Here is a 24,335-nt window from a genome sequence, read left to right as displayed (position 1 = left end):
GCCTAGAAGCCGCCGCCGCGCTCGTCGATCATGATCTGGCGGCGCTGCGCCTCCAGGTCCTTCAGCCGGGCATCGAGCACCGAGGCCTCGATGAAGTCGGCGCCGGTCGCGGTGCGCGCCAGGCGTTGCGCGATGCGCAGGCGCTCCACCGCCCCCTGGACGTCGCCGACCGCGGCGCGCGCCTCGGCGGCGGCGCGCGCGGCGCGCAGCCGCTGGCCCAGCCGCTCCCAGGTCTGCGCGAGGCTCGACCAGGCAGCGGCGTCGCCGTTGTGCACCGCCACCCAGGTCTGCAGCCGATCCGCCGCAGCGCGTTGCGCCTCGGCATTGCCGCCGGGCAGCAGCGCGCGCTGCGCCTGGGCCAGCAGCAGCGGGCGCGAGGCAGCGACATCCGGCGAGGCCAGCAGGCCGTCGATCAGCACGCCGGCGCGCGCCGCGTCGCCGCGGGCGATCAGGCCCTGCAGCGTCAGCATGGCCAGCGCATCGCGCGCCGCCGGGTCGGCGTCGGCCAGCGGGCGCGCGACGGCCAGCGCCGCATCGGCCCGCGCGAAGTCGCGACGCACGATCGACGCCAGCGCGCTGCCGTAGAGCGCCGCCAGCCGGTCGGTCGGCGTGGCCACGGCACCGAGGGCGCGCTCCGAGTCGAGATCCTGCATGCGCTGCAGTGAGCCATCGCGCGGGTCCATCAGCGTGCGGGCGCGCATCTGCATCAGCGCGTGCAGCACCGGCCGCTGGGCGGGAACCGCCACGTTGACGCCCAGGCGCGAGCGCGCGTCGCCGATGCGCTCGGTCGTCAGCGGGTGGCTGCGCAGGTAGGGGAAGTTCTGGCTGTCGTTGAGGCGCGAGGCCTGCAGCAGCTTCTCGAACATCGCGGCCATGCCGCTGGGCGCGTAGCCGGCGCCGGTCAGCACGTTGAAGCCGACGCGGTCGGCCTCGCGCTCGGCGTCGCGCGAGTAGTTGAGCTGGCCCTGCACGGCGACCGCCTGCCCGCCGGTGATCAGCGCGCTGGCGGCGTCGGGGCTGCGGCTGGCCGCCAGCACGCCGAGGATCAGCCCGGCCAGGCTGACGAGCGAGGTCGTCTTGCTGGCGCCGACGCTGCGCGCGATGTGGCGCTGCGTCACGTGCGCCAGCTCGTGCGCCAGCACCGAGGCCAGTTCGTCCGGCGTGGCGGTCACGGAGGCCAGGCCCAGGTGCACGCCGATGTAGCCACCGGGCAGCGCGAAGGCGTTGACGCTGCGGTCGCGCACCAGGAACAGCTCCCAGGCGAAGCGCTCGTCCAGCTCGGCCGGGATCTCGCCGCGGGCGCGGGCGGCGTCGACCAGACCGCTCCACATGCGCTGCAGGTACTCGAGCAGCAGCGGATCGTCGAGGTAGTCCGGGTCGCGCCGGATGTCGCGCATGATGCGGTCGCCCACGCGACGCTCGGTGCCGACCGACACGTCCTCGGACGCGGTATCGCCCAGCGCCGGCAGGGCGTTGCGGTTGTCGGCGGGGCGCGGCAGGGGCGCGGGCTGCTGCGCCAGCGCCCCCGGCGCCAGCGACTGCGCCGCCAGCGCCAGGCTCAGGGCCAGCGGCAGCGCACGGCGCTTCGGCCTGGGGGTGCGGGCGCTAGAAGCCATCGAAGGGGGCGTAGCCGACGATGCGGCCGTTGCTGCCGTCGACCAGCGCGATCCAGTCGGTGCGGCGCGCCAGCAGCGGCAGGTACTTGAGCCGATCGATGGCGACCCCCGTGGCGGCCAGCACGGCCTGCAGCTCGGGCGCACGCGCCGGGTAGTGCTGGTTGAGCTCGGCCACCGGCTTGCTGCCGTCGATCAAGGCCTGCGCCGTGGCGGCGGCCGGCAGCCAGAACTGCGGCCGCATGCCGATGTCCTGGCCCTGCAGGCCCAGGTCGATGGCTTCGAGCTTCTCGGCCTCGGTCGGCATGCGCGCCGCGAGCGTCTGCACACCCCACCAGGGCAGGCGCTGCCACTCGGGCGGCGCCTTGGCGAACTCGGCGGGCTCGATGTCGATCGCGCGCACGACGCGCAGGCGATCCTTCTCGAGGGCCAGCACCACCGGCCGCGCCTCGAAGACGGTGTGCAGCCCGTAGCCCAGGCCGGCCAGCTGCAGCAGTGCCACGACCGCGAGGTCGCGACGCAGTTCGCCCCAGGGCTTGCGACGGTCGAACACGGCAAAGGTGATCAGCGGCCCCAGCACCACGTCGACCGCGACGACGAGGAGGAAGAGTTCGCGGCCACCCGAGATCTCGCGGAACGGGGTCGGGTACCAGAGCCCGAACACCAGCGCCGCCGCCATGGCGGCCACCAGGGCGCTGAGCCCCAGGTGGATGCCGGCGGCGCGCAGCCGCGAGCGCAGGCCGAAGCCGCGCGCCGGCGGGGGCGACGCAGCGGGGGGGAGGGTCTGTTCCATCGCGGGAGTGTGCGGCACGGCCCGGGTCGGACACTGACGCAGCGCTGCGGTTCCGGAGGGCCTGCGACTATGATGCCGCAGCCTTGTTTCCCGATGTTGCTGCTGCCATGAGTACCGACCCCCGCGGGCTGACCCACTTCGACGCGCAGGGCCAGGCCCACATGGTCGATGTCTCGTCCAAGGCCCCGACCCACCGCATCGCCGTCGCCGAAGGCTGGATCCGCATGCTGCCGGCGACGCTGAAGCTCATCGCCGAGGGCAGCGCGAAGAAGGGCGACGTGATCGGCATCGCGCGCATCGCCGCGATCCAGGGTGCCAAGCGCACCGCCGAGCTGATCCCGCTGTGCCACCCGCTGCCGCTGACGCGCGTGGCGGCCGAGTTCGAACTCGACGCCGCCGGCGCGCGCATCGCCTGCCGCGTGACGGCCGAGACGCTGGGCCCGACCGGCGTCGAGATGGAAGCCCTGACCGCCGTTCAGGTCGGCCTGCTGACCATCTACGACATGTGCAAGGCCGTCGACCGCGGCATGGTCATCGACGGCGTGCGGCTGCTCGAGAAGCACGGCGGGAAGTCGGGGTCCTTCGTCGCGGGCGCCTGAGCGGCGCGCTGCGCTCAGGGCTCCAGATCCCGCCAGTTCAAGGCCACGGGCTTCGTCTCGCACTGGAAGGGCAGTGCCGGGTTCTGCGGCGTGCACGCGGCAAAGTAGGCCTGCGCGTCGTCGCGGCGGAACTCGCGCAGCCGTTGCGCGGCGTACAGCGCTGCATCGGTGCGACCCTCGGCCCGCAGCGCCTCGATGTAGGCGATCAGCAGGCGCACGTCGACCAGCTGGTGCAGCGGACGACGGAAGCTCGAGATCGCCGGGTCGCGCGGAGGATTGGTGACGGCCGCGTAGTCGGCGTGGTGGCCGAACAGCAGGCTGCTGCGGCCCTCCGCGATGCGCAGGCCGAGCGGCGGCGCGCCGGGCGCGGGGGCATAGATGGCCTCGATGCGGAGGTGGTCCCAGGTGGCGTAGACGGCGCCGGCCAGCATCAGCACGCCGGCCAGGCCGGACGCCCAGGCCTCCCCGGCCGACCGCGCCGGCGCTTGCGCGGTGGCGCGTGCGCGCGGGTCGGTCGCTGCGGACGCCGGGGCCGCCGACCCGACCAGCACGCCCAGCGCCCAGGCCGCCGGCAGCAGGAAGTAGGCATACCAGAGCGGGTACTCCAGCAGGCTGTGGACGGCCAGCACGACCAGCATCACGAAGACCGCGCGCCCCGGGTGGCCCGGCGCCTGCGCGTCAACGCGCAGCGCACCGCGTGCGCGCCACAGGGCCCAGGCCAGCAGGCCCAGCACCGCGGCGGTGGCCGGCACGCCGATCTCGACGGCCAGCTGCAGCGGCAGGTTGTGGGTGTGGTCGAAGAACGCCACCGGCCGGTCCGGGAAGGGCGTGAAGGTCCAGGCGAAGTTGAAGTTGCCCCAGCCCACGCCGGTCCAGGGGTTCTGGGCCACCAGCGACAGCGCGTTGCGCCAGATCGCGAAGCGCGAGCTGCTGATGTCGCCACTGCTCTGCAATCGTTCGGCCGCATAGAAGTGCGCCTGCTGCCACAGCGCGTACTCGGCGAGCGCGCCCCAGAACAGCAGGTAGGCCAGCGGCGTCAGCGCCAGCGTCCAGCGCGCCGCGCGCGGCAGGCTGCGGTCCAGCAAGGCCCACAGCAGCAGCACGCCGAGCGACAGCGCGCCGGTGCGCGAGGCGCTCAGCGCAACGGCCAGCACCATCGCAACGATGGCCGCGCCGGCCCCGATGGATCGCAGCCGGCCCGCATGCCACAGCCAGGCGGTCATCACGATCGCGCACAGCAGCGCCGTGGCCAGGTGGTTGGGCTGGCGCAGGTTGCCGATGGCGCGGCCCGGCGAGCCGTTGACAGCCACCAACCAGCCGTCGGCGAGTGACGGCGCGAAGTACTGCAGCAGCGCCACGACCACGCAGGCGAGACCGCCGACAAGCCAGGCCCAGGCCATGGCTTCGGTCGAGCCGCTGCCGCGCCGGGCGCTGGCCACCAGCACGGCGAGCGCGGCTGCGAGCAGCAGGGCGGGTGCGGCCTGGCCGCGATCGAGCCCGACGCCCGCGAACGCCAGGCACAGCGCCAAGGCGGCGACGGCCGGCTCGAGCCCCGCGATCCGGCCCGCGCCCGCGCCGCGCCCGAGCAGCAGCCACAAGGCCCAGCCGGCGCAGGCGGCGACCTGGTTGTAGAAGACCGAGTCGGGCACGGCGCTGCGGGCCAGCAGCAGGGGCAGTGCAACAGCCAAGAAGGCGGAGACGTCGCGCGCAGGAAACTGGGTTGCTGCGGGAGGCATGGGGCGGTGCGGTGGCAGGCGGAAGCAGGCGGCTAGACGTTACTCGACAGAGGGGCCCATACCGCGCAGCACGACACGACTGGTCGGGTGTCTTCCCGCTATCCTCGCCAGAGTGCCCGTCAAGTCGGGCTACGGAAGGACCGTAATGGGGATGATCGGCAGCGTGCTGCGTAGCCTGACGTCTGGCTCAATTGCCAAGCGCCGTTGGACACCGGCGGAGGTGCGCGAGCTCATCTCGCGCCGAAAGCTGACGGAAGCCTCGCTGGCCGCCGAGGCCTTGCACGAGACTATTGCTCAGCGAGCACTCGTGGCCCTGTGCCTGAAGGGCGAAGTCGCCTTTCACGAGCATCGAGATGCGGATGCCGAGCGCATGTTCCGCGAGGCGCTGAGCCGAGCGCCTGGCCTACCCGACGCCCACTACGGGCTCGCGCTTGTCCTGGTGGAGCAGGGGCAAGAAGAGCTGGCAGTTCTGCATGCTCAGTTCGCGGCCAATAACGGCACCGAGCCGCGCTTCAGCGCCCAGCTCGGTCTCTGCCATGTTCGAAGGGGAAGTTACGCACTCGCGACGACCGCCCTGACTAGAGCGACCCGGCTCGACCCGCTGGACAAGGCCTCGTGGAGCAACTTGGGCATAGCGCTGCGCGCGCGACGCGACGTCGGTGGCGCGCGCGCGGCGCTCCGGCGGGCGCTCGAAATCGACCCTGGCTTCACGACCGCGCGCAGCAACCTGGAAGCACTCGAGGCCGATGTCGCAGCGGGCGGGAAGCCGGTTGCGCAAGACGAGCAAGCGGCAGACTCGGACAGTAGTCCCCACCTCGAGGAGGTAAGGCGCCTGCGCGCCACTGGCGACCTGATGCGTGCGATCGAGGAGTGTGAGGCGATCTACTTGGCTCACCCAGACGATGGCTTGACGGCGATCGAGTTGTTCGAGCTGTACCGGGAACAAGGTGACACGCAGACGGGGATCGACGCCTTGCGGGCCTACTTGTCAGTGCATCCCGATGACACCAACGTTGTTTCGGTGTTGGGTCGGGCTCTTGTGAAGGAGAAGGAGTACAGACAGGGTAAACCTCTGGTCGAGTCGGCACTCCAGCAGTGGCCGAACGATGTGCGACTGCTGCTTGCGATGGCCGACATCCGGCAGGAGCAGGATCGCTTTGCCGACGCTGGAGTGCTGATCGAGAAGGCCTGCGAGATCGAACCCAGCGCGACCAACCGCGCACATCTGGCAACCAGCCTAGTGGCGCGCTACAGGTACCGGGAAGCCATCGAGTTGATCGACGAGTTGCTCGCGGAATGGCCGCACATGGCTGAAGAGTTGCTGGCCATGCGTGTGCACGCTCTGACGCACGCCGGCCGACATGACGAAGCGCTGCCCATCCTCGACCGGGCGATCGCCGAGGCGCCCAGGGAGCCCATCAGACGCTTCCCGCGCGCCACCATCCACCTGCTGCACGAGCGCTACGCCGAAGGGTGGGACGACTACGCCATGCGCACGCTAAGCTCCGTGAAGCACCTGCGCATGCTTCCGTTCCCGATGTGGCAGGGGCACGAGCCGCTCGAGGGCAAGACCATCCTCCTCCTCGCTGAGCAGGGCCTTGGCGATCAGGTGATGTTTGCCTCGTGCCTGCCAGATCTGCTGGCGCGTAGTCCAACCCGCGTGATCGTCGAAGTGGTCGATCGCGTGGCGCCGACCATCGCTCGGTCCTTTCCGACCTGTGAGATCGTGGCGACCCGGCAGGACAACAGTTTTGATTGGGTGGTCGGGCTGGGCCGCATCGACTACTTCATCGCGATCGGCGATCTTCCCCGCCTGTTCCGGCGCCGGCATGAAGACTTCCCCGCCCACCAGGGCTATCTGCGCGCCGATCCCGACCGCGTGCGCTACTGGCGCGAGCAGCTGGCCGCGCGCGGGCCGGGCCCGTACATCGGTGTGTCGTGGCGCGGTGGCAATGAAGCGACGCGGCGTGCACTGCGAACAATGGACGTTCTGCAGCTGGCGCCGCTGGTTCAGGGCAAGCGCGCCGAGTGGGTGTGCCTGCAGTACGGCGATGTCAAGGACGATTTGGCGCGCACCGCTGCCCACGGTATGCCGCTCCACTACTGGGCGGAGTCCATCAAGGTTCTCGACGACTTCGCCGCCCTGATCACGGCTCTTGATCTTGTGATCACCGTCTGCAACACGACGGTCCACTACGCGGGCGCCCTGAACCGTCCAGTCTGGATCATGGCGCCGCGGATTCCGGAGTGGCGTTACGGCCTTCATTCCAAGGTTCTGCCGTGGTACCCATCATCTCGGGTCTTCCGCCAAGACGAGACCGAGAACTGGCAAAGAGTGCTCGAAACGATAGACGACGAGTTCAAGGCGTGGAGGCGGAAGCGTGATCAAGCTCACGGTTGAGCCTGAGGGAGCGACGAAACCCGTCGGATTCCGAAGGGCACGTTCCTTGCGGTCTTAATCTCGCATTCCGCAACTCAACTACCGCAAAGGGCTAGGCCATGAAGAAATCCGTGCAACAGGGCTTCACGCTCATCGAACTGATGATCGTGGTCGCCATCATCGGTATCCTGGCAGCCGTTGCGCTGCCGGCGTACCAGGACTACACGATCCGGGCCCGCGTTTCGGAGATCCTGCTCGGCGGGTCGTCGGCGCGCACTTCGATCACCGAGGTCTGCCAGAACAACAACGGCTGCTCGGGCATCAACACCGCGGCCATCGTGATCTCGACCACGAAGTTCATCGCCAGCGCCGCCATCGATGCCACCGGCACGATCAACGTGACGGGCACGTCGGCCGTCGGTACGGTTGGCGTCTCTGTCGTGCTGTCGCCCAGCTGGAACGGCAACACGGCCGACTGGAGCTGCACCGGCGCCCCGTTGCGCCTGATGCCGGCTACCTGCCGCGGCTGATCGAGCCCGATCGGTCCGAGAGGCGCTTCGGCGCCTCTTTTTGTTGGTGCTACGACCTGCTGTGGTTGGCACCCGGACTGCCAAACATTGGCAGGCGCCACCACGCCGAAGGTCCAGCAAGACATCACAGGCGGGTCAACACCCGTGACGTGGCGCACAACTCCTTGGCAACTAGTGACCATTCTTGTCGCTTCGAGTGGCGGCACAGGCTTTGCGAAAGTTCTGTCGCAACACATCCCCATCCAAAGGAGCAACTGAATGAAGAGATCGCTGCAACAGGGCTTCACGCTCATCGAACTGATGATCGTGGTCGCCATCATCGGTATCCTGGCAGCCGTTGCGCTGCCGGCGTACCAGGACTACACGATCCGGGCCCGCGTTTCGGAGATCCTGCTCGGCGGGTCGTCGGCGCGCACTTCGATCACCGAGGTCTGCCAGAACAACAACGGCTGCTCGGGCATCAACACCGCGGCCATCGTGATCTCGACCACGAAGTTCATCGCCAGCGCCGCCATCGATGCCACCGGCACGATCAACGTGACGGGCACGTCGGCCGTCGGTACGGTTGGCGTCTCTGTCGTGCTGTCGCCCAGCTGGAACGGCAACACGGCCGACTGGAGCTGCACCGGCGCCCCGTTGCGCCTGATGCCAGCTTCCTGCCGCGGCTGATCGAGCCCGATTCGGTCCGAGAGGCGCTTCGGCGCCTCTTTCTATTGGGGCACACTCGCGCCGAGAAACTATGAACGAGCGTATGGGACTACTTTCCACCTTCGGGTCCAGTTCGCCGGTGACCGCCTTTGCCAAGTCGCTGGCACAGGACATCGGCAAGCGTTATCCCCCGGCGCTAGATCAACAACCCGGCAAGCGCCCGTCGGTCAACCGACTGACGCGGATCATGGAGGACGCCTGCAAGAAGGCGGTCGAATTCCAGGAAGCGAACCGCCTCGGGTGGTTGGGCAAGGCCAGGCTCGGCAACAGCTTCCGCTGGGAGCTGACGGAGATGGGCTACCAGAGAGACTTCGTCGACTTCGCCACGGAAGCGGTGATCGTGCACGTGAGTCGGAAGGCACCCAAGGCCTGAGCTGTACTCAGTCGAGCGCTGCGCGCAAGGCTTCGAGGTTGACCTCGATGTCGGCATCAGCCTCCCGTTGCACACGGTGCAGCTCGACAGGTCTGCAGTCGATCTGCGCAAATGAGTGACCACAGGCTTCCGCGAGCGCGTCGAAGTAGCGGTCACTGCCGCCGGCGACGCTGTATCGGTTGTAGAACACGACGACGTGCGCTCCAGGGGCCGCATAGACCATGTTGGTCAAGGCGGCGCCGGTTGGCGCCACGATGTGGCTTACTTGGGCGAACAGACGAATCTGCTCGGCCACGCTCAGCGTTTCCGGGCGGACCACCTCGTATCCGCGCTCGCTCAGCAACGCGACAACGGCATCTTCGTTAATCACACGCCGACGGCCGACGGCGCTGCGGGAGAGATAGAGCTTGCGCACCGGCTGGAGGCCGGCAGGGACGAGCCGCTGCCGGTGCCATCGGGGCACTAGAGGATCGATCCACTGACCGCCAAGCACAGGGCGCGACGCCACCCACAGCCGCGCGAAGCGTTGCGGCTCGTCTACTTTGACTCGCAGCAGTCGTTCCTCAGCAATGCCAAGCAGCGCAAACTGCTCCTGCTGGAAGGGGGAGAGATCGTCGTTCACGACCAGCCGCAGGTCGTCGGGAGCGCCCAGCGCCTCGGCGATGGCCAGGGTACCCAGGAAGTCGATGGTCTGGTGGTAGTACTGCGCCATTCCTCCCAGCAGCAGCGCAGGTGTATCGACCACTGGAAGTTCTCGCGGTATCCGCAACTCGGCCCGCTGCCCAGGACGGTTGAGCAGTATCGGACTGCTCGCCACTTCGGTCTGCAGCTTGACTCGGTGTATGAGGAAGCCGTCGATCGCCACCATCTCTTCGTCCAGTAACGGAGCCCACTGGAAGCTCGGCAGCACAGCCACGCGGGTCAGCTCGGCCAATGTCGGGCGATGGCCCGTCCGCCCCAGCTCGGTCGCGCGCCGGCACTCGATGGCGTTGCGTTTGCACCAAGTCGCCATGGACAGCCACGCGATACTGACGTCGCGCGAGTCTTCCGGACATGGACTTACGGCCTTGTAGTGGCCGATCCCTTTGCCCTGCAACGGCTTCAGTTCGTAAAGTTGCTGGGCGAACTCGAGGCGCTCGCGTCGCGCAGCGTCATCATCCGGCGCGTGCGCGGCCAGCTTCGCGGCGACAAACTGGAGCTCCGCCATCGGCGGCGCCGGATCCTTGCGGTAAGCCTTGACGTAGGCCTGGGCGAAGGCCAAATAGGCCCCGGCGGCGGGACGCGGGACCAGGAAGATCAGGTTTCGCCGGTAGACGAGTTCGTCGGCAGGTCGACGTTGCAGACGAAGCACAATCGCCAGCGCCTTCCAGACCTGCGGCTCCTGCGGAAAGAGTCGCTCTGCTTGCCGAAGATGCTGCTCGGCGGCACCGAAATCACCTTCGGCGATGCGGGTTCGGGCAAGCGTCACCAACGTTTGCGGTTGGGTCGGCGCCGACGCAAATGCGGCAAGAAGCGTCAGCACCTCGTCGAAGCGGCTTGCCTTGAAGGCACGCAGCGCCGCGGCCACAGCGTCTCGCTCCTCGGGGCTAGCGGCTACGACGCCCGAGCCCGACGCGAGCCGTGCAGGCACGTGGACTGACACGGTCAACTCCTGTCCCTGGGCGTTGGTGATCTTGCGCAGGATGCTCTTCATCGATGAACCCTCGGGTCCTATGCGTCCGGGCCGCTGGGGGCCGCCCGGAAAGCAGTGGGCGCTGGAGATGGTGCCATTGTGGCGCGAAGCCGCGGCGCCTTGGTGTGCACTATGGCCGCTGGCATCAGTCGGGGACCGCCCTACACTTGGACGTATCGTTGAAACTGGACTCCGCTCCGACTGGGTGAGCCATTCGTTAGAGGTTCTCGATGTTGATCACAGAACAGTACCGGGCCGAGCAGGCCGCACTGCATGCCAAGGGCAACTACGGCACAGCCGCACTCCAGTACGGCGAGGTCGTCGCGGGCTTGCTCCACAGCACGGGCGCGCGATCGATCCTCGATTACGGCTGCGGCAGCAAGCGCAGCCTGCTGCAAGCGCTGAACCTGCCCGACGACATCGTCTACGAGGGATACGACCCAGCCATACCTGACTACGCTGGCGATCCGATGCCGGCTGAGTTGGTGTGCTGCATCGACGTTCTCGAGCACATCGAGCCGACATTTCTAGACAACGTGCTGGACCATCTTGCCCGGCTCTGCGACCCTTATGGCTTTTTCACCGTGCACTCAGGGCCGGCCGTGAAGGTGCTGAGCGACGGGCGGAACGCTCACTTGACCCAGCAAGGCCCGAGTTGGTGGCTGCCTCGGCTCCAGCAGCGCTTCGAAGTCATTGACAGGCAACCGATTCCAAGCGGCTTCGTGGTCGTGGTTCGGTCGCTGCAGTCGGATACAGAGCTCCCGAGGCCGTCGCGGCTCGCACTCGCTCCGGCGCCCGCGGCGGCCGTTGTCACGCGCGTCTCGGCAACTGCGACCTCGGCACAAGCCGGCGCCGGTGAATCAGCCTCGATGGCTGACGTCGCGGAAGGCCCCCCCCAGACCGTGCTCAAGTACCACGGTCGCCGTATCGTGTTCAACACGCCGAATGAAATGACTGCTTGGCGGGTACGGACTCTGTTCGAGAAAGAGCCCGACACGATCCGCTGGATCGAGCAGATGGCGCCGGGCAGCACGCTGATCGACATCGGCGCAAACGTCGGCATGTACAGCCTGTTCTCGGCTGTGACGCTCGGCATCAAGGTCTTTGCCTTCGAACCCGAGTCGCAGAACTACGCTCTGCTTAATGCCAATATCGCCGACAACGGCATGTCCGAGCAAGTGCTGGCCTTCCCCCTGGCGCTCTCGGACACGATGCAGCTCGACAAGCTTTACCTTTCAAAGTTCTCGGGTGGCGGGTCGTGCCACTCGTTCGGCGAGCAGGTCGGCTTCGACCTTAAGCCGCGTAAGGCCGCCTTCACGCAGGGTGCGTTCAGCGTGACGCTTGACCAGCTGGTGGAGAGCGGCGCCGTCCCGGTACCCGACTACGTCAAGCTCGATGTCGACGGCATCGAACACAAGGTGTTGCAGGGCGCGCGCCGCACGCTAGCAGATTCGCGCGTTCGTGAGGTGCTGGTCGAACTGAATACGCATCTCGCCGAACACAATGCAGTGATCAAGATGCTGCAATCGTTGGGTTTCGCGTACGACCCGGAGCAGGTGCGCGGCGCGCTGCGCAGCACTGGCGCCTTTGAGGGCGTCGGCGAGTTCATTTTCCGCCGTGGTGTTGCAGAGCGCATCGATTTCAAGAAGACCTTCTCGATCGGTCTGCCTCCGGACCGGCGAGGTCGCCTGGTGCTGGAGCATGTGCTCGGGCGAGTGGCGAGGGCCGAGATAGTCGAGGACCCGTTCCCGTACCTTGTTGTCGACGAGGTCTTCCCGAAAGATTACTACGCAGAGATGCTGGCGCACTTCCCAGCGCCGGGAAGCTTGCGGCCCATTGGCGAGACTGGGCGGGTGTCTAGTCAAGCCTATCAGGAGCGCAACGTCGTGCTGTTCACCGACGAGGAGTTCGCCCGGATGTCGACCGAGCAGCAAACTTTTTGGCGCAACCTCTCGAGTTGGATGTACAGCGACGCCTTTCTGAGCTTCTTCGTGCAGAAGTTCGCCCGATCTCTCGAACCACGCCTGCAGCGCATTCTCGCGGCCGACGAGATCCTCAAGGCGCGCGGCGACGCCTTGTTGGTCAACGACCAGACCAACTATGCGATTGGCCCCCACACCGATGCGCCGCATCGACTGGTGACATTCCTGTTTTATCTGCCCAAGGACGACTCGATGCGCGAGCTCGGCACGTCGATCTACCGCGCGAAGGATCCTGACTTCGTGTGCTGGGGGGGACCACACCACAAGTTCGAGCTGTTCGAGAGAGTGGGCATGGTCGAGTTCTTGCCGAACCGCTTGCTGTCCTTCCCCAAGACCGAACGGTCGTTCCACGGAGTTCCCGAGATCACACGTACCGGAGTCAACCGCCCGCTGCTCATCAACAACATTCGGGTGTTGAACTCGGTCACACATTGAACTCGGTGATGCCTCTTCAGAGGTGCTTTGTGGTGGCCGAGCTGCTCGGGATTCGGATGAACTCGTGAGAGACGATGCGCCAATTGAGGCGACTCGCGAACTCTGGGCGCCGCTGTCTGTTGCCGCGTGGTCAATGCCTACATGATGGATAAGATGGTGCCCCTCTCGTCGCACACGAGACCCGAGCACAGTGGGAGCCACATAGAACTCAGCGCAGAGACCAGTCTGCGTTGCCGGCGAGCAATGCCCTCACCGTTGTAGTGCCAACACTCCGTCGGCAGAGTCGGACGATAGCGGGCCTTCGCGAGGCGCGCTCCGAGAGGCAGATCGGGAGTCAGAAAGCGCCGTCGAGGAGTCAGCACTTCGGCCTCTGGCCGGTCGCGAGTCCAATGGACGTTTGCGCTCAAGCCCGTCGCTGATCCACCCTCAGCATCGCCTCCCGCTCCGCGAACCATTCGGCCGCATGCTCGCAGCCGGCGTACTCGGTGAAGTACGGCCCGCCGATCGTGAAGTGCACGTTGGCCGCCTCCGGATCGGGGGCGTCGTAGCCCACGAGGTGGTTCCAGCGGTGCGGCAGCGCGCCGATCAGGTCGTCACCCGCCAGCCACTTGAACTGGTGCAGTTCCAGGCCGCTGGCGGTGTTGACGTAGTCGGGCGTCAGCGCCTTGCACTTGGCGTTGTTGAAGAGCATGACGCTGGACCAGTTCTTCTTGCCGTAGGTGGTCTGCGGCTTGTCGAGGAACTTGGTGGTCTCGGTGGGCTGGTGCTGGTGCTGCACGCACATGACCGCGTAGCGCTCGTCGCGCAGCGCCCACAGCTTGGCGATGTCTTCGCGCATCAGCATGTCGCAGTCCATGAACAACGACCAGCCCTCGTAGCCGCTGAGGTGCGGCGTCAGGAAGCGCGAGAACGAGAAGTCGGTGGACTGCAGCGGATTGGGCTCGCGCCGGAACACGTCCTTCAGGTTGTCGAGCGCCAGCGGGATCAGGCTCACCGGCTGGGAGGCGCGGGCCAGGATGCTGTGCGACAGCACGTGCCAGGCGGCTGTCTCGCGGGCGTCGAAACCGATGAAGACGCGGATCATGGTGTCGGCGGCTCGGCCCAAGGCCGCGCGGGGAATTCGTCGAACAGCTGCCGGTAGTACGGCGTCGTGTACATGCTCAGCGCGATGGCTGCGTCGATCAGCGAGCAGCTTGCCAGGAAGAGCTCGGGCCACGGCGTCCAGTAGTCTGACTTTATCAGCAGGTTCGCGGTCCACCCGACGTTGAGAGCCGCCGTCAGCGCGACGATCTCGCGGCCGCGCTTCCACAGCCCGCGGGCCCAGGCGCCGGCACCGGGCTGCCGGTTGAAGGCGGCCAGCGCGAGCAGCACGATGGGCACTTCCATCGACAGGGCGACCCAGGGAATGCCGCCATCGCCGAGCAGCAGCACCGAGGAGCCCTCGCGCCGCGCCGAGGCGCCGATGACGATCAGCAGCACCCAGTGCCGCGCCATGAGGGCGAACGCCACCCACAGCAAGGCGGGCACGCGCAGCACGCCATGGCGGTCGAGCTCGAAGGCCGCGTCGTGCGGCAGCGGGTTCTTGGCCATGGACCGGCTAGAACTCGAACACCAGGCCCTTGACCAGCGGCTCGACGCGGTGCGCGGTGTCGATGGCGCGGATCTGCGCCACGACCGCGGCGACCTCACCAGGCTTGGGGTGGGTGATGTGCACGGGCACGCTGCCGTCCAGCTGGGCCAGCTCGGCGGCCAGGCTGCTGGGTGCCAGGTGGCCGCTCAGGTCGGCCAGCCAGCGCTCGTCGTCGCCGAACGCCGTCTCGATGATCAGGTGCGCGATGCGTTTGCCCTTCAGTGCCGCCCACAGGGCCGGATTGGCGCCGGTGTCGCCGCTGTAGACCCACCACCCGGCCGGCGTCTCGACGGCAAAGCCGCAGGCCGGTACGGTGTGTGCGGCCGGCAGGACCTTGACGCGCCGCTGCTGCGGGCCGGCGCCGAAGCTCAGCGTGTCGCCCACGGCGAACGGCTCGAGCTTCAGGATCGGCCGCGCCGGGCTGGGGATGCTGGTGAAGTCCGGCCACAGCAGGCCGTTGAAGAGATGGGCGCGCAGCGCGTCCAGCGTCTCGGGGAGGGCATGCACGCGGATCGGGCCGCGGTGCGGCTGGGCGAGCCGCAGCTTCATCACGCTGTCGGCCAGCAGAGGGATCGCGAGGACGTGGTCCAGGTGGGAGTGCGACACCAGGATGTCGTCGATGCGGGCCATCGCGTCCAGCGCGAGATCGCCCACGCCGGTGCCGGCGTCGATCAGTACGCTGTCGTCGAGCAGGAAAGCGGTGGTGCGGCTGCCGGCGGCGATCGACCCGGAACAGCCGAGCACCTGCAGGCGCGGAGAACTCATGGCGGCCAGGGGAGCGCGCAAGGCACGTGAACGGTTACTCCACGATGGTGCCTGCGGGCTGCGGGAGCGGCAAGCGGCGCCGTGTGCGAAGCCTCACGCGTCACGCCTTTGGCTGCATCGTCGTGCCGGCCGCAGCGCCGGCGGCGGCACTATGCCCGGTGGGTCAGGTCTGGACGAACTGCATCTGCGTCCCGGCGAGTTCGATCACGTCGCCGTTCTTCAGGTGCACCGGGTCGCTGCTGACCGGGTTGCCGTTGACCATCGGCCGCCCGCCGCCCTCGACGTGGGCGAAGACGTAGCCGCCGGGTCGCTTGGTGATGGAGGCCACCTGCACGCCGGGCTTGCCGACGGTGGTGACGACCTTGGTCAGCGCCACCTCGCGGCCGACCGCCGCGCCGTTGAGCACCCGGATCGACGCGGCCGTCGCCCCGGACAGGGCGCCGAAGCCTGAGTTGCTGCCGCTGCCCATCGGCGCGGTGTGCGCGAAGGCCGGGGGCGCCGCGGCGGCCGGGGCGCCGGGCTTGATCACCATGGTCTTCTCGTAGTCCGAGCTCTCGACGCTCAGGTACTTGATCTTGTACTTGCCGATCTCGACCGTGTCGTTGTGCTGCAGCAGCTGCTTCTTGACGGCCTTGCCGTTGATGTAGGTGCCGTTGGTGCTGTTGAGGTCTTCGATGAAGACGTCCTGGCCCACCATCTGCAGCACGGCGTGCTCGCCGCTCACGGCGAGGTTGTCGATCACGATGTCGTTGTACGGGCGGCGGCCGAGCGTCGTCTTGTCCTTGGTGAGCTGGACCTCCTTGATGACCACTCCGTCCAGCGATACGACCAGCTTGCCCATGCGTGACCCCGTGCTTGTGTTCTGCTGTCTTGGTAAACCGATGGCCAGCCGCCCCTCGTCGGCTGTCAGCGGCGGAACGGCCACCAGGCCCGTGCCGCAGGCGCCGTCCCCGTGGCGCGCACCAGGATGACGGAGATGTTATCCCGTCCGCCCGCGTCGTTGGCAGCCTGCACCAGGGCCTGGGCGGCGTCCGACAAAGAGTCGTGCTGGCGCAACACGGCGGCGATCTGCGCGTCGTCGATCATGTCCGACAGGCCATCGGAGCACAGCAGCACCAGGTCGCCCGGCTGGGTCTGGTGCAGGTGGGTCTCGAGCAGGACCGTGTCCTCGACGCCGACCGCGCGAGTCACCAGGTTCTTGTGGTTGGACACGGCGGCCTGTTCCGGCGTGATGAGCCCGGCGTCGATCTGCTCCTGCAGCAGCGAGTGGTCGCGCGTGATCTGGCTGAGCTCGCCGTCGCGCAGGCGGTAGGCGCGCGAATCGCCGATGTGGCCGAGCAGCAGCCGCGCCTCGCGCAGCACCGCGACCACCAGCGTCGTACCCATCCCGGCGTACTGCGGATTGGAGTTGGCGGCGTTGAAGATCGCCCGGTTGGCGTTGTCGACGCAGATGTCCATCGCGCGCCGCACGTCGGTGTCGGTGGCCTGGGCGCTGGCCTCGCTGAGCCAGCGGCCGAGTTCGGCCTTGATGAAGCTGGTGGCCATGCTGCTGGCCACTTCGCCGGCGTTGTAGCCGCCCATGCCGTCGGCCAGGACGGCCAGGGCCGCGGTCTCGTCGATGACGACGGAGTCCTCGTTGTTGTTGCGCGCACGGCCGGTGTCCGTGAGTCCGATGAACTCGAAGCGCAGGGCAGGCGTGGACGGCAGCGTGGGCATCGGCGAGCAGGGGGAACGCGCGGCGGCGCGCAGTCGTCAGCGATTGTGCCCGGCTTCGGCCGGGGCGGCGGCCGTCGGACCCCCGCCGGCGCCCGCCGGTCCGGAGGCCGCGGGGCGGCCGTCGTTGCGCATCTGCACCAGCACCGCGTGCAGGTCGGCGGCCATCTGGTCGCCGTCGGCGTAGCGCACCTCGGGATGCTTCTCGAGCGCCAGCGCGACGATGTCGGCCAGCGCCGCCGGCAGCTCGGGCCGCAGGCTGCGGACGTCCGGCGCCACGTCGTTGGCAATGGAGCGGATCAACTCGGCCATCGACTCGGCCTTGTGGGGCAGCGTGCCGGTCAGCAGCTGGAACAGCGTGACGCCCAGAGCGTACAGGTCGCTGCGGCCGTCGGTGCGCGAACCGGCCATCTGCTCGGGCGACATGAAGGACGGGGTCCCCAGCACGAGGCCGGTGCGGGTCTGCGTCGAGTCGATGATCCGTGCGATTCCGAAGTCGGTGACCCGCACCATGCCGCTGACCAGCTCGACCATGATGTTGGCCGGCTTGATGTCGCGGTGCGTCACGCCCTGGCGATGCGCATAGGCCAGGGCCTGGGCGACCCGCGCCGTGATGCCCAGCACCACCGGCACCGGCAGCAACCGCGTCGGCTGCGCGTACTCGCTCAGGTCGCGGCCCGACAGCAACTCCATCGCGATGTAGGCGATGCCGTCTTCTTCGCCGTGCTCGCGGATGGCCACGATGTCCGGATGCTGCAGCCGGCCGGCGGTCTCGGCCTCGCGGAAGAAGCGTTCGCGGGCCTCCTCGAGGGCGTCGCCGTGGAACTCGCGGCCCAGCGCCATCGTCTTGAGCGCGACCGACTCGCCGGTGCGCTCGTCGCGGCACAGCAGCACCATGCCCATCGCGCCGCGGCCGATGTCGCGCTCGACGAGGTAGGGGCCGATGCGGCGTTGCGGCTCGGCGATGCGTGGATCGAGCACGGTGTCGACGGTCGAGTCGATCAAGGTGCTGTTGAAGCCGGAGCGCGAGCGTTGCCGATCGGTGCGGCGGCGCCGCTGCAGTTCGGGCGGCACGGTGGTGCGTGGGCGCCAGTGCCAGGCCAGGCCGGCGATCGCCGCCAGCACGAAGGCCACGCCGACCCAGAGGGAGTTGCCGCCGGACTCGGTGGCCGGCCCCAGCCCGTCGGCCAGCGCGAAGGGCGTGGCGGTGGCCAGCGAGGCCGCTACGCGCCGCGCCAGCTTCGAGGACGTCGGGCGAGAGGCAGCGTCAACAGGCATGCCCATGACGGTAGCACGCCGGCACGGCGCAGCCACCGCTCGGTCGCGGGGCTTGCGCCGGGGTCCGCTAGGCGCCGGCAGCCGGTTCGCCCGTGGAGCGCCGGCTCTGGATCCACTTGCCGATGGCCAGGACCAGCAGCGCACCGGCGAGGCCGGCCCCGTACTTGACCACGTCGGTCTGCGGCACCAGCGACGTGGCGGCCGGATCGGTGACCGCCATCGTGCCGGCGATCCAGCCGAGCAGCATGCCGCCGGCCGTGATGATGATCGGGAAGCGGTCCATCAGCTTGAGCACCAGCTGGCTGCCCCAGACGATGATGGGGATGCTGACGAGCAGGCCGAAGATCACCAGCGGCATCTTGTGGTCGCCCCCGGCACTCTCGGCGGCGCCGGCGATCGCGATCACGTTGTCGATGCTCATCACCAGATCGGCGATGACCACGGTCTTGATCGCGCCCCAGAGCTTGTCGCTGGCCTGGATGTCGCCGTGCGCATCGTCGTGGTCAGGCACCAGCAGCTTGACGCCGATCCAGACCAGCAGCAGCGCACCGACGATCTTGAGGTAGGGGATCGCCAGCAGCGTCAGCGCGAAGAAGATCAGGATGACGCGCAGGATGATCGCGCCGGCCGTGCCCCAGAGGACGCCCTTCGTGCGCAGGTGCGGCGGCAGCCCGCGGCAGGCCAGCGCGATGACGACCGCGTTGTCGCCGCCCAGCACTATGTCGATCAGGATGATCTGGCCGACCGCGACCCAGAACTCCGGGGTCATCAATGTTTCCATGAGGCGTCCTTGTCGTGCTGCGCTGCGAGCCCGCCGGGCGGGAAGACGGCAGTGTAGGAGGCGGCGCCGGGCCGGGCGTTGCGGAGACTACTCACGCGCCGCCGCCCCGGCCGGCGCGCGGGCCGCGACCGGCGTCAGAGCAGCGCCTTGAGCAGCTTGCCCATCTCCGACGGATCGCGGGTGACCTTGAAGCCGCACTCTTCCATGATCGCGAGCTTGGCGTCGGCCGTATCGGCGCCGCCCGAGATCAGCGCGCCGGCATGGCCCATGCGCTTGCCCGGGGGGGCGGTGACGCCGGCGATGAAGCCGACCACGGGCTTCTTCATGTTCGCCTTGCACCAGCGGGCCGCTTCGGCTTCGTCGGGACCGCCGATCTCGCCGATCATGATCACGGCCTCGGTGTCGGGGTCGTCGTTGAACAACCGCATCACGTCGATGTGCTTCAGGCCGTTGATCGGGTCGCCGCCGATGCCGACCGCGCTCGACTGGCCGAGGCCCAGCTCGGTGACCTGGGCCACCGCCTCGTAAGTCAGCGTGCCGGAGCGGCTGACCACGCCGATGCGGCCCTTGCGGTGGATGTGGCCCGGCATGATGCCGATCTTGATTTCCTCCGGCGTGATCAGCCCGGGGCAGTTGGGGCCCAGCAGCAGCGTCCTCTTGCCGCCGGCGGCCTCCTTGGCCTTCATCTTGTTGCGCACCTCGAGCATGTCGCGGACCGGGATGCCTTCGGTGATGCAGATCGCGAGGTCCAGGTCGGCTTCGACCGCCTCCCAGATTGCCGCGGCGGCGCCGGCCGGCGGCACGTAGATCACGCTGACGGTCGCGCCGGTGGCCCGGGCCGCGTCCTTGACGGTGGCGTGGATCGGGATGCCCTCGAAGTCCTCGCCGGCCTTCTTCGGGTTGACGCCCGCGACGAAGCAGGCCTTGCCGTTGGCGTAGTCGCGGCAGCCGCGGGTGTGGAACTGGCCGGTCTTGCCGGTGATGCCCTGGGTGATGACCCGGGTGTCCTTGTTGATCAGGATGCTCATGCGTCGTGTCCTCGGCTCACTGCTTCTTGACGGCGGCGACCACGGCGGTCGCGGCCTCGGCCATCGTGTTGGCCGCGATGATCGGCAGGCCGCTCTCGGCCAGCATCTTCTTGCCGAGGTCCTCGTTCGTGCCCTTCATCCGCACCACCAGCGGCACCTTCAGGCCGACCGCCTTGGAGGCGGTGATCACGCCGTCGGCGATGGTGTCGCAGCGCATGATGCCGCCGAAGATGTTGACCAGGATGGCCTTCACCTCGGGGTTCTTGAGCATGATCTTGAAGGCCTCGGTGACCTTCTCGGCGGTCGCGCCGCCACCGACGTCCAGGAAGTTGGCCGGCTCGCCGCCGAACAGCTTGATGGTGTCCATGGTCGCCATCGCCAGGCCCGCGCCGTTGACCAGGCAGCCGATGTTGCCGTCGAGCTGGATGTAGGCGAGATCGAACTTGCTGGCCTCGACCTCGGCCGGGTCCTCCTCGTCGAGGTCGCGGTAGGCGACGATCTCGGGGTGGCGGAACAGCGCGTTGGCGTCGAAGTTGAACTTCGCGTCCAGCGCGACCAGCTTGCCCTTGCTGTCGCAGTTGAGCGGGTTGATCTCGACCAGCGAGGCATCCGTCTCCATGTAGCAGCGGTAGAGGTTCTGGAACAGCGTCGTGGCCTGCGCGTGCGAGCCCTCGGGCAGGCCGACCGCTGCGGCGATCTTCTTCGCCTGCGCGTCGCCCAGGCCGGTCAGCGGATCGATGACCTCGGTGATGATCTTGTCGGGAGTGCTGTGCGCGACCTCCTCGATGTCCATGCCGCCCTCGCTGGAGGCGATGAACGCGACCTTCTGCGTCGCGCGGTCGGTGACCAGCGAGACGTAGTACTCCTTCTTGATGTCCGCGCCTTCCTCGATGTAGAGGCGCCGCACCTTCTGGCCTTCGGGACCGGTCTGGTGGGTCTTCAGCTGCATGCCGAGGATCTGGCTCGACAACGCCTTCACGTCGTCGAGCGACTTCGCGACCTTGACGCCGCCTCCCTTGCCGCGGCCGCCGGCGTGGATCTGCGCCTTGACGACCCAGACCGGGCCGCCCAGCTTCTGGGCCGCCTCGACGGCTTCCTGCGTGGTGAAGGCGGGGTAGCCGCGCGGCACCGGCACGCCGAACTGGCGCAGGATCTCCTTGCCTTGGTATTCGTGGATCTTCATGGTGACGCTGTGAGGTGGGGAAGGGATCGGGGCTGGCGGAGCCAGGGGCGGGTCGGGCGAGCGCTCAGCCCGGTTGCCCGGCGCCTGCCGGGCGCTGCGGATTGTGCTCCGCCGCCGGGCGATGCCAGCGGGGGTAATAGAGCCGCACGGCCTCGGCCTCGCGGCGGAGAGCGTGGCAGCGGTCCAGCTGGAAGGGCGGCAGGTCGCGTCCCGGGTGGGCAGGGTCCTGCCCGCCTTCCTGCGTGTTGATCACTTCGCCGGCGAAGGCCTGGATCACCGCGGTCGGCAGCACCTGCGCCATCTCGGTGATGTGGGTGCAGCCCTGGGCCCCACCCAGGCGCTGCTGGACGGCGCGCCGAAAGTCCTTGACCAGCGACAAGCCGACCAGCCGTTCGTAGGCGTCTCCGTAGGCGTTGCACAGCCCTGGGTAGGGCATCCAGTCGGTCTGCGCACCGGCCGCCTGGATGACCAGGTGCTCGTCGACCACGAGGCGCAGCAGCATGTCGTGCACCGGCGTGCCGGCCGGCCGGATGCCGCTGGACAGCGGCCAGTCGCGCGCCTTCGTGTCGGTGATGCGTGCGTCGACCTCCCAGAGGCCGTCGCCGCGCGCGAACACCTGCACGTCGATGCAGCGGCGGTGCTTGGGCTGGCGGTCGGGGGAGGCGGGCGGGAGGGCCATGCGATCGCGGCGGGTCGAGGCCGATGCGCCGGGAGAAAAGGCGCAGAGACTTTAGCATGGTGCATTGCACCAATGCCGACGACCGCAGGCGCCGCGACGCTACCATCGGGTCATGAGCGCTCGCCCCGCCCGCATCTTCATCGACGGTGAAGCCGGCACCACCGGCCTGGGGATCCGCGACCTGCTGTCGGGCCTGGCTGGCGTCGAGTTGGTCAGCATCGACCCCGCCCGACGCAAGGATGCCGGTGCCAAGCGCGAACTGATGGCCGGGGTCGATCTGGTCGTGCTGTGCCTGCACGACGAGGCGGCGCGCGAGTCGGTCGCGCTCGCCGATGGCTTGCCTGGCGGCGGACCGAGGATCGTCGACGCCAGCACGGCCCATCGCGTCGCACCCAGCTGGGTCTACGGTTTTCCGGAGCTGGTGCCCGAGCAGGCGTCGGCAGTGGCGGCATCGCGGCGAGTGGCCAATCCCGGCTGCTATCCGACCGGTGGAATCGCCTTGCTGCGCCCGCTGGTCGATGCCGGGCTGCTGCCGGCCGACTACCCGGTGGCGGTGCATGCGGTCAGCGGTTATTCAGGCGGCGGTCGAACGATGATCGAAGCCTACGAGGCCGGGACGGCGCCGGCCTTCGAGCTCTACGGTCTGGGCCTGGAACACAAGCACCTGCCCGAGCTGCAGCAGTACAGCCGGCTGGCGCGCAGGCCGATCTTCGTGCCGAGCGTCGGCAACTTCCGTCAGGGCATGCTGGTCCAGATCGCGCTGCATCTCGACTTGCTGAAGGGCCAGCCGCGCCCCGGTGACCTGGAAGCGGCGCTGGCCGCGCGCTATGCGGGCTGCGAGTTCGTCAGCGTCGTGCCGACCGAGCCGGGCGGCAAGCTCGAGGCCGAGGCTCTGAACGACAGCAACCGGCTGGAGCTGCGCGTCTACGGCAACGAGGCACGCGGCCAGGCCGTGCTGGTCGCGCGGCTGGACAACCTGGGGAAGGGCGCGTCGGGCGCCGCCGTGCAGAACATTCGTCTGATGCTCGGCCTGGGTGCCTAGGTTTCGAGCGCGTCGTCGCCACCCGCGACGACGCGGCGCACGACCTCGGTGCTGAAGCCTCGCGCCGCCAGAAACCGCATCTGCTTCGCACGGCCAGCGGCATCAGCGGCGACCGCACCGAAGCGCTTGGCCCATACGACGCGTGCACGCGCCACTTCACTGCGCTTCAGGTCGGCCGCGGCGGCGACGTCGAGTTCGACACCGTGCTGGGCCAGCTCGTGGCGGATGCGCAGGTTGCCGAAGCGCGATGCACGCACCTGGATGCGCGTCTCGACGAAGCGCGGGGTACTCAGCAGGTCTTTCGCCACCAGCCAGTCGAGCAGTTCGTCGACCGCCTGTTCGGGCGGCAGGTCGTGGTGCGGTGCGATGTCCGATGCGTCATCGGCCTGGCGCCGCTGCTTGTCGACATGCGCGAGCAGCTTGCGCCGCAGTTCGACCCGGCTGTGCTCGCGCTGCGCGATGCAGGCCAGTGCCTTGGCCTTCAGCGTGGCGAGAGCGCGTGGCACGGCTCGGCCTCGCGTTCGCGACCGGGAAAGCCGTCGCGCCAAGCCTCGGGCGCCACGACCTCGGCCCAGAACTCGTCGATCGAGGCAATGCGCGGACGGTCGTCACCGGTGAAACCGAACCATGAATGCGCGTAGTGCATCGCCGGTGGATGATCGACCCGCACGAGGCTGAGGACGCGACCGTCCACCAGCGGTTCGACGGCGATCACATGGATCTGCCACCCCTCGGGGTAGGTGGCGTTGACCCGGACGATGGCTTCGGCGCCGACATAGCGCTCGCCGCTCGTCCACCAGGTGCAGCGCGCGGCCGGCGCGAAGAGCGACTGCGCCCCGGCCCAGTCGCGCGCCTGGTAGGCGGCCCACAGGCCGCGAACCAGGTCGATCTCGCGCGACACCGCGACGCTCACTCGCCGCCGGCCGCTTTCTTGCCGGCCTTCGGCACCTCGACCTCGACGGTCGGCAGCAGGGCGATGCCCAGCGACTCGCGGACCTTGTTCTCGATCTCGATCGCGAGGTCGGGGTTCTCGCGCAGGAACTCGCGCGCGTTGTCCTTGCCCTGGCCGATCTTCTCGCCGTTGTAGGCGTACCAGGCACCGGACTTCTCGACCACCTTGGCCTCGACGCCCATGTCGACGATCTCGCCTTCGCGCGACACACCCTCGCCGAACAGGATGTCGAACTCGGCCGTCTTGAAGGGCGGGGAGACCTTGTTCTTGACGACCTTGACCTTGGTCTCGTTGCCGATGACCTCTTCGCCCTTCTTGATGCTGCCGATGCGGCGGATGTCCAGCCGCACCGAGGCATAGAACTTCAGCGCGTTGCCTCCGGTCGTGGTCTCGGGGCTGCCGAACATGACGCCGATCTTCATGCGGATCTGGTTGATGAAGATGACCATGGTGTTGGTCTTCT

General features: G+C 68.3%; 23 protein-coding genes and 1 pseudogene. 7 read left to right on the top strand and 17 right to left on the bottom strand.

Annotated elements, in window-relative coordinates; translation table 11 throughout:
• Positions 1-2: 2 nt before the first annotated feature.
• On the bottom strand, positions 3-1,616 hold the full coding sequence (locus QZV97_RS09340; RefSeq protein ID WP_295641505.1) for a M48 family metalloprotease: 1,614 nt from the start codon (positions 1,614-1,616) through the stop codon (positions 3-5).
• Positions 1,606-2,406 carry a TfpX/TfpZ family type IV pilin accessory protein gene (gene tfpZ, locus QZV97_RS09335; RefSeq protein WP_295641504.1) on the bottom strand — a complete coding sequence of 267 codons (801 nt, stop codon included), beginning with the start codon at positions 2,404-2,406 and terminating at the stop codon, positions 1,606-1,608. Before tfpZ ends, QZV97_RS09340 begins: the two co-directional genes overlap by 11 nt.
• 107 nt (positions 2,407-2,513) lie before the next feature.
• Between tfpZ and moaC the strand changes: the two genes are divergently transcribed.
• Complete coding sequence (gene moaC / locus QZV97_RS09330; protein ID WP_295641503.1) at positions 2,514-3,005, top strand: cyclic pyranopterin monophosphate synthase MoaC; 492 nt, start codon at positions 2,514-2,516, stop codon at positions 3,003-3,005.
• A 14-nt stretch (positions 3,006-3,019) separates the two neighbouring features.
• Here moaC and QZV97_RS09325 read toward each other — a convergent pair whose 3' ends face one another.
• Positions 3,020-4,741, bottom strand: coding sequence for an O-antigen ligase family protein (locus tag QZV97_RS09325; RefSeq protein WP_295641502.1), 1,722 nt, complete (start codon positions 4,739-4,741; stop codon positions 3,020-3,022).
• 145 nt (positions 4,742-4,886) lie between these two features.
• Here QZV97_RS09325 and QZV97_RS09320 point away from each other — a divergent pair, with 145 nt between their 5' ends.
• The 4 genes from QZV97_RS09320 to QZV97_RS09305 all read left to right on the top strand — a co-directional run bounded on the left by QZV97_RS09320 (position 4,887) and on the right by QZV97_RS09305 (position 8,732).
• Positions 4,887-7,142, top strand: a complete 2,256-nt coding sequence (locus QZV97_RS09320) for a tetratricopeptide repeat protein (RefSeq protein WP_295641501.1) — start codon at positions 4,887-4,889, stop codon at positions 7,140-7,142.
• Between the two features lie 98 nt (positions 7,143-7,240).
• Positions 7,241-7,651 carry a pilin gene (locus QZV97_RS09315; protein ID WP_295641500.1) on the top strand — a complete coding sequence of 137 codons (411 nt, stop codon included), beginning with the start codon at positions 7,241-7,243 and terminating at the stop codon, positions 7,649-7,651.
• A 258-nt stretch (positions 7,652-7,909) separates the two neighbouring features.
• A complete protein-coding gene (locus QZV97_RS09310) occupies positions 7,910-8,320 on the top strand; it encodes a pilin (RefSeq protein WP_295641499.1) in 411 nt (136 codons plus the stop codon).
• 118 nt (positions 8,321-8,438) lie between these two features.
• On the top strand, positions 8,439-8,732 hold the full coding sequence (locus QZV97_RS09305) for a hypothetical protein (RefSeq protein ID WP_295641498.1): 294 nt from the start codon (positions 8,439-8,441) through the stop codon (positions 8,730-8,732).
• A gap of 7 nt (positions 8,733-8,739) precedes the next feature.
• On the opposite strand, the gene QZV97_RS09300 is transcribed toward QZV97_RS09305, so the two are convergent.
• Entirely contained in the window at positions 8,740-10,425 is a 1,686-nt protein-coding gene (locus QZV97_RS09300) for a glycosyltransferase 61 family protein (RefSeq protein ID WP_295641496.1), read from the bottom strand.
• Between the two features lie 209 nt (positions 10,426-10,634).
• On the opposite strand from QZV97_RS09300, the gene QZV97_RS09295 reads away from it, so the two are divergent.
• A complete protein-coding gene (locus QZV97_RS09295; RefSeq protein WP_295641494.1) occupies positions 10,635-12,821 on the top strand; it encodes an FkbM family methyltransferase in 2,187 nt (728 codons plus the stop codon).
• A 403-nt stretch (positions 12,822-13,224) separates the two neighbouring features.
• Here the strand turns inward: QZV97_RS09295 and QZV97_RS09290 are convergent, their stop codons facing one another.
• The 10 genes from QZV97_RS09290 to QZV97_RS09245 all read right to left on the bottom strand — a co-directional run bounded on the left by QZV97_RS09290 (position 13,225) and on the right by QZV97_RS09245 (position 21,878).
• Entirely contained in the window at positions 13,225-13,905 is a 681-nt protein-coding gene (locus QZV97_RS09290; protein ID WP_295641492.1) for a glycosyltransferase, read from the bottom strand.
• Positions 13,902-14,411, bottom strand: coding sequence for a DUF2919 family protein (locus QZV97_RS09285; protein ID WP_295641489.1), 510 nt, complete (start codon positions 14,409-14,411; stop codon positions 13,902-13,904). The genes QZV97_RS09290 and QZV97_RS09285 overlap by 4 nt, the downstream gene beginning before the upstream one ends.
• Before the next feature lie 7 nt (positions 14,412-14,418).
• Positions 14,419-15,216: a 3',5'-cyclic-nucleotide phosphodiesterase gene (locus QZV97_RS09280; protein WP_295641487.1), complete on the bottom strand. Its 798-nt coding sequence runs from the start codon at positions 15,214-15,216 to the stop codon at positions 14,419-14,421.
• 163 nt (positions 15,217-15,379) lie between these two features.
• The gene (locus QZV97_RS09275) at positions 15,380-16,057 is read right to left on the bottom strand and encodes an FHA domain-containing protein (RefSeq protein ID WP_295641484.1); all 678 of its coding nucleotides are present in this window, start codon (positions 16,055-16,057) and stop codon (positions 15,380-15,382) included.
• Between the two features lie 65 nt (positions 16,058-16,122).
• Positions 16,123-16,932, bottom strand: a complete 810-nt coding sequence (locus QZV97_RS09270; protein WP_295641482.1) for a Stp1/IreP family PP2C-type Ser/Thr phosphatase — start codon at positions 16,930-16,932, stop codon at positions 16,123-16,125.
• Positions 16,933-16,968: 36 nt separating this feature from the next.
• Positions 16,969-18,207: a serine/threonine-protein kinase gene (locus QZV97_RS20915; protein WP_366558901.1), complete on the bottom strand. Its 1,239-nt coding sequence runs from the start codon at positions 18,205-18,207 to the stop codon at positions 16,969-16,971.
• A gap of 67 nt (positions 18,208-18,274) precedes the next feature.
• Complete coding sequence (locus tag QZV97_RS09260; RefSeq protein ID WP_295641480.1) at positions 18,275-18,988, bottom strand: TerC family protein; 714 nt, start codon at positions 18,986-18,988, stop codon at positions 18,275-18,277.
• A gap of 134 nt (positions 18,989-19,122) precedes the next feature.
• A complete protein-coding gene (gene sucD / locus QZV97_RS09255; RefSeq protein ID WP_295641478.1) occupies positions 19,123-20,016 on the bottom strand; it encodes a succinate--CoA ligase subunit alpha in 894 nt (297 codons plus the stop codon).
• 16 nt (positions 20,017-20,032) lie between these two features.
• A complete protein-coding gene (sucC, locus tag QZV97_RS09250) occupies positions 20,033-21,199 on the bottom strand; it encodes an ADP-forming succinate--CoA ligase subunit beta (RefSeq protein ID WP_295641476.1) in 1,167 nt (388 codons plus the stop codon).
• 64 nt (positions 21,200-21,263) lie between these two features.
• On the bottom strand, positions 21,264-21,878 hold the full coding sequence (locus tag QZV97_RS09245; RefSeq protein ID WP_295641474.1) for a DUF2889 domain-containing protein: 615 nt from the start codon (positions 21,876-21,878) through the stop codon (positions 21,264-21,266).
• 112 nt (positions 21,879-21,990) lie between these two features.
• Between QZV97_RS09245 and argC the strand changes: the two genes are divergently transcribed.
• Entirely contained in the window at positions 21,991-22,920 is a 930-nt protein-coding gene (argC, locus tag QZV97_RS09240; RefSeq protein ID WP_295641472.1) for an N-acetyl-gamma-glutamyl-phosphate reductase, read from the top strand.
• Here argC and QZV97_RS09235 read toward each other — a convergent pair.
• From QZV97_RS09235 to recA, 3 genes and pseudogenes are all read right to left on the bottom strand, one after another.
• Complete coding sequence (locus QZV97_RS09235; RefSeq protein ID WP_295641470.1) at positions 22,917-23,426, bottom strand: regulatory protein RecX; 510 nt, start codon at positions 23,424-23,426, stop codon at positions 22,917-22,919. The two genes, argC and QZV97_RS09235, sit on opposite strands and share 4 nt — an antisense overlap.
• Positions 23,402-23,821, bottom strand: a complete 420-nt coding sequence (locus QZV97_RS09230) for a hypothetical protein (protein ID WP_295641468.1) — start codon at positions 23,819-23,821, stop codon at positions 23,402-23,404. The genes QZV97_RS09235 and QZV97_RS09230 overlap by 25 nt, the downstream gene beginning before the upstream one ends.
• Positions 23,822-23,829: 8 nt before the next feature.
• Positions 23,830-24,335 (bottom strand): annotated as a pseudogene (gene recA, locus QZV97_RS09225) (recombinase RecA); the annotation flags it as partial.

It is taken from the genome of uncultured Methylibium sp., assembly GCF_902826655.1.
Classification (GTDB): Bacteria; Pseudomonadota; Gammaproteobacteria; order Burkholderiales; family Burkholderiaceae_C; genus Methylibium.
This window is presented reverse-complemented; position numbering and strand designations above follow the sequence as displayed.

What these genes read in the sequence shown, in the direction of transcription:
- QZV97_RS09295 (WP_295641494.1), top strand. Translation starts at nt 10,635, where the DNA reads ATGTTGATCACAGAACAGTACCGGGCCGAGCAGGCCGCACTGCATGCC.
- QZV97_RS09260 (WP_295641480.1), bottom strand. Translation starts at nt 18,988, where the DNA reads ATGGAAACATTGATGACCCCGGAGTTCTGGGTCGCGGTCGGCCAGATC.
- QZV97_RS09270 (WP_295641482.1), bottom strand. Translation starts at nt 16,932, where the DNA reads ATGCCCACGCTGCCGTCCACGCCTGCCCTGCGCTTCGAGTTCATCGGA.
- QZV97_RS09275 (WP_295641484.1), bottom strand. Translation starts at nt 16,057, where the DNA reads ATGGGCAAGCTGGTCGTATCGCTGGACGGAGTGGTCATCAAGGAGGTC.
- QZV97_RS09310 (WP_295641499.1), top strand. Translation starts at nt 7,910, where the DNA reads ATGAAGAGATCGCTGCAACAGGGCTTCACGCTCATCGAACTGATGATC.
- tfpZ (WP_295641504.1), bottom strand. Translation starts at nt 2,406, where the DNA reads ATGGAACAGACCCTCCCCCCCGCTGCGTCGCCCCCGCCGGCGCGCGGC.
- sucD (WP_295641478.1), bottom strand. Translation starts at nt 20,016, where the DNA reads ATGAGCATCCTGATCAACAAGGACACCCGGGTCATCACCCAGGGCATC.
- QZV97_RS09245 (WP_295641474.1), bottom strand. Translation starts at nt 21,878, where the DNA reads ATGGCCCTCCCGCCCGCCTCCCCCGACCGCCAGCCCAAGCACCGCCGC.
- sucC (WP_295641476.1), bottom strand. Translation starts at nt 21,199, where the DNA reads ATGAAGATCCACGAATACCAAGGCAAGGAGATCCTGCGCCAGTTCGGC.
- QZV97_RS09315 (WP_295641500.1), top strand. Translation starts at nt 7,241, where the DNA reads ATGAAGAAATCCGTGCAACAGGGCTTCACGCTCATCGAACTGATGATC.
- QZV97_RS09285 (WP_295641489.1), bottom strand. Translation starts at nt 14,411, where the DNA reads ATGGCCAAGAACCCGCTGCCGCACGACGCGGCCTTCGAGCTCGACCGC.
- QZV97_RS09280 (WP_295641487.1), bottom strand. Translation starts at nt 15,216, where the DNA reads ATGAGTTCTCCGCGCCTGCAGGTGCTCGGCTGTTCCGGGTCGATCGCC.
- QZV97_RS09340 (WP_295641505.1), bottom strand. Translation starts at nt 1,616, where the DNA reads ATGGCTTCTAGCGCCCGCACCCCCAGGCCGAAGCGCCGTGCGCTGCCG.
- QZV97_RS09290 (WP_295641492.1), bottom strand. Translation starts at nt 13,905, where the DNA reads ATGATCCGCGTCTTCATCGGTTTCGACGCCCGCGAGACAGCCGCCTGG.
- QZV97_RS09300 (WP_295641496.1), bottom strand. Translation starts at nt 10,425, where the DNA reads ATGAAGAGCATCCTGCGCAAGATCACCAACGCCCAGGGACAGGAGTTG.
- QZV97_RS20915 (WP_366558901.1), bottom strand. Translation starts at nt 18,207, where the DNA reads ATGCCTGTTGACGCTGCCTCTCGCCCGACGTCCTCGAAGCTGGCGCGG.
- moaC (WP_295641503.1), top strand. Translation starts at nt 2,514, where the DNA reads ATGAGTACCGACCCCCGCGGGCTGACCCACTTCGACGCGCAGGGCCAG.
- QZV97_RS09320 (WP_295641501.1), top strand. Translation starts at nt 4,887, where the DNA reads ATGGGGATGATCGGCAGCGTGCTGCGTAGCCTGACGTCTGGCTCAATT.
- argC (WP_295641472.1), top strand. Translation starts at nt 21,991, where the DNA reads ATGAGCGCTCGCCCCGCCCGCATCTTCATCGACGGTGAAGCCGGCACC.
- QZV97_RS09325 (WP_295641502.1), bottom strand. Translation starts at nt 4,741, where the DNA reads ATGCCTCCCGCAGCAACCCAGTTTCCTGCGCGCGACGTCTCCGCCTTC.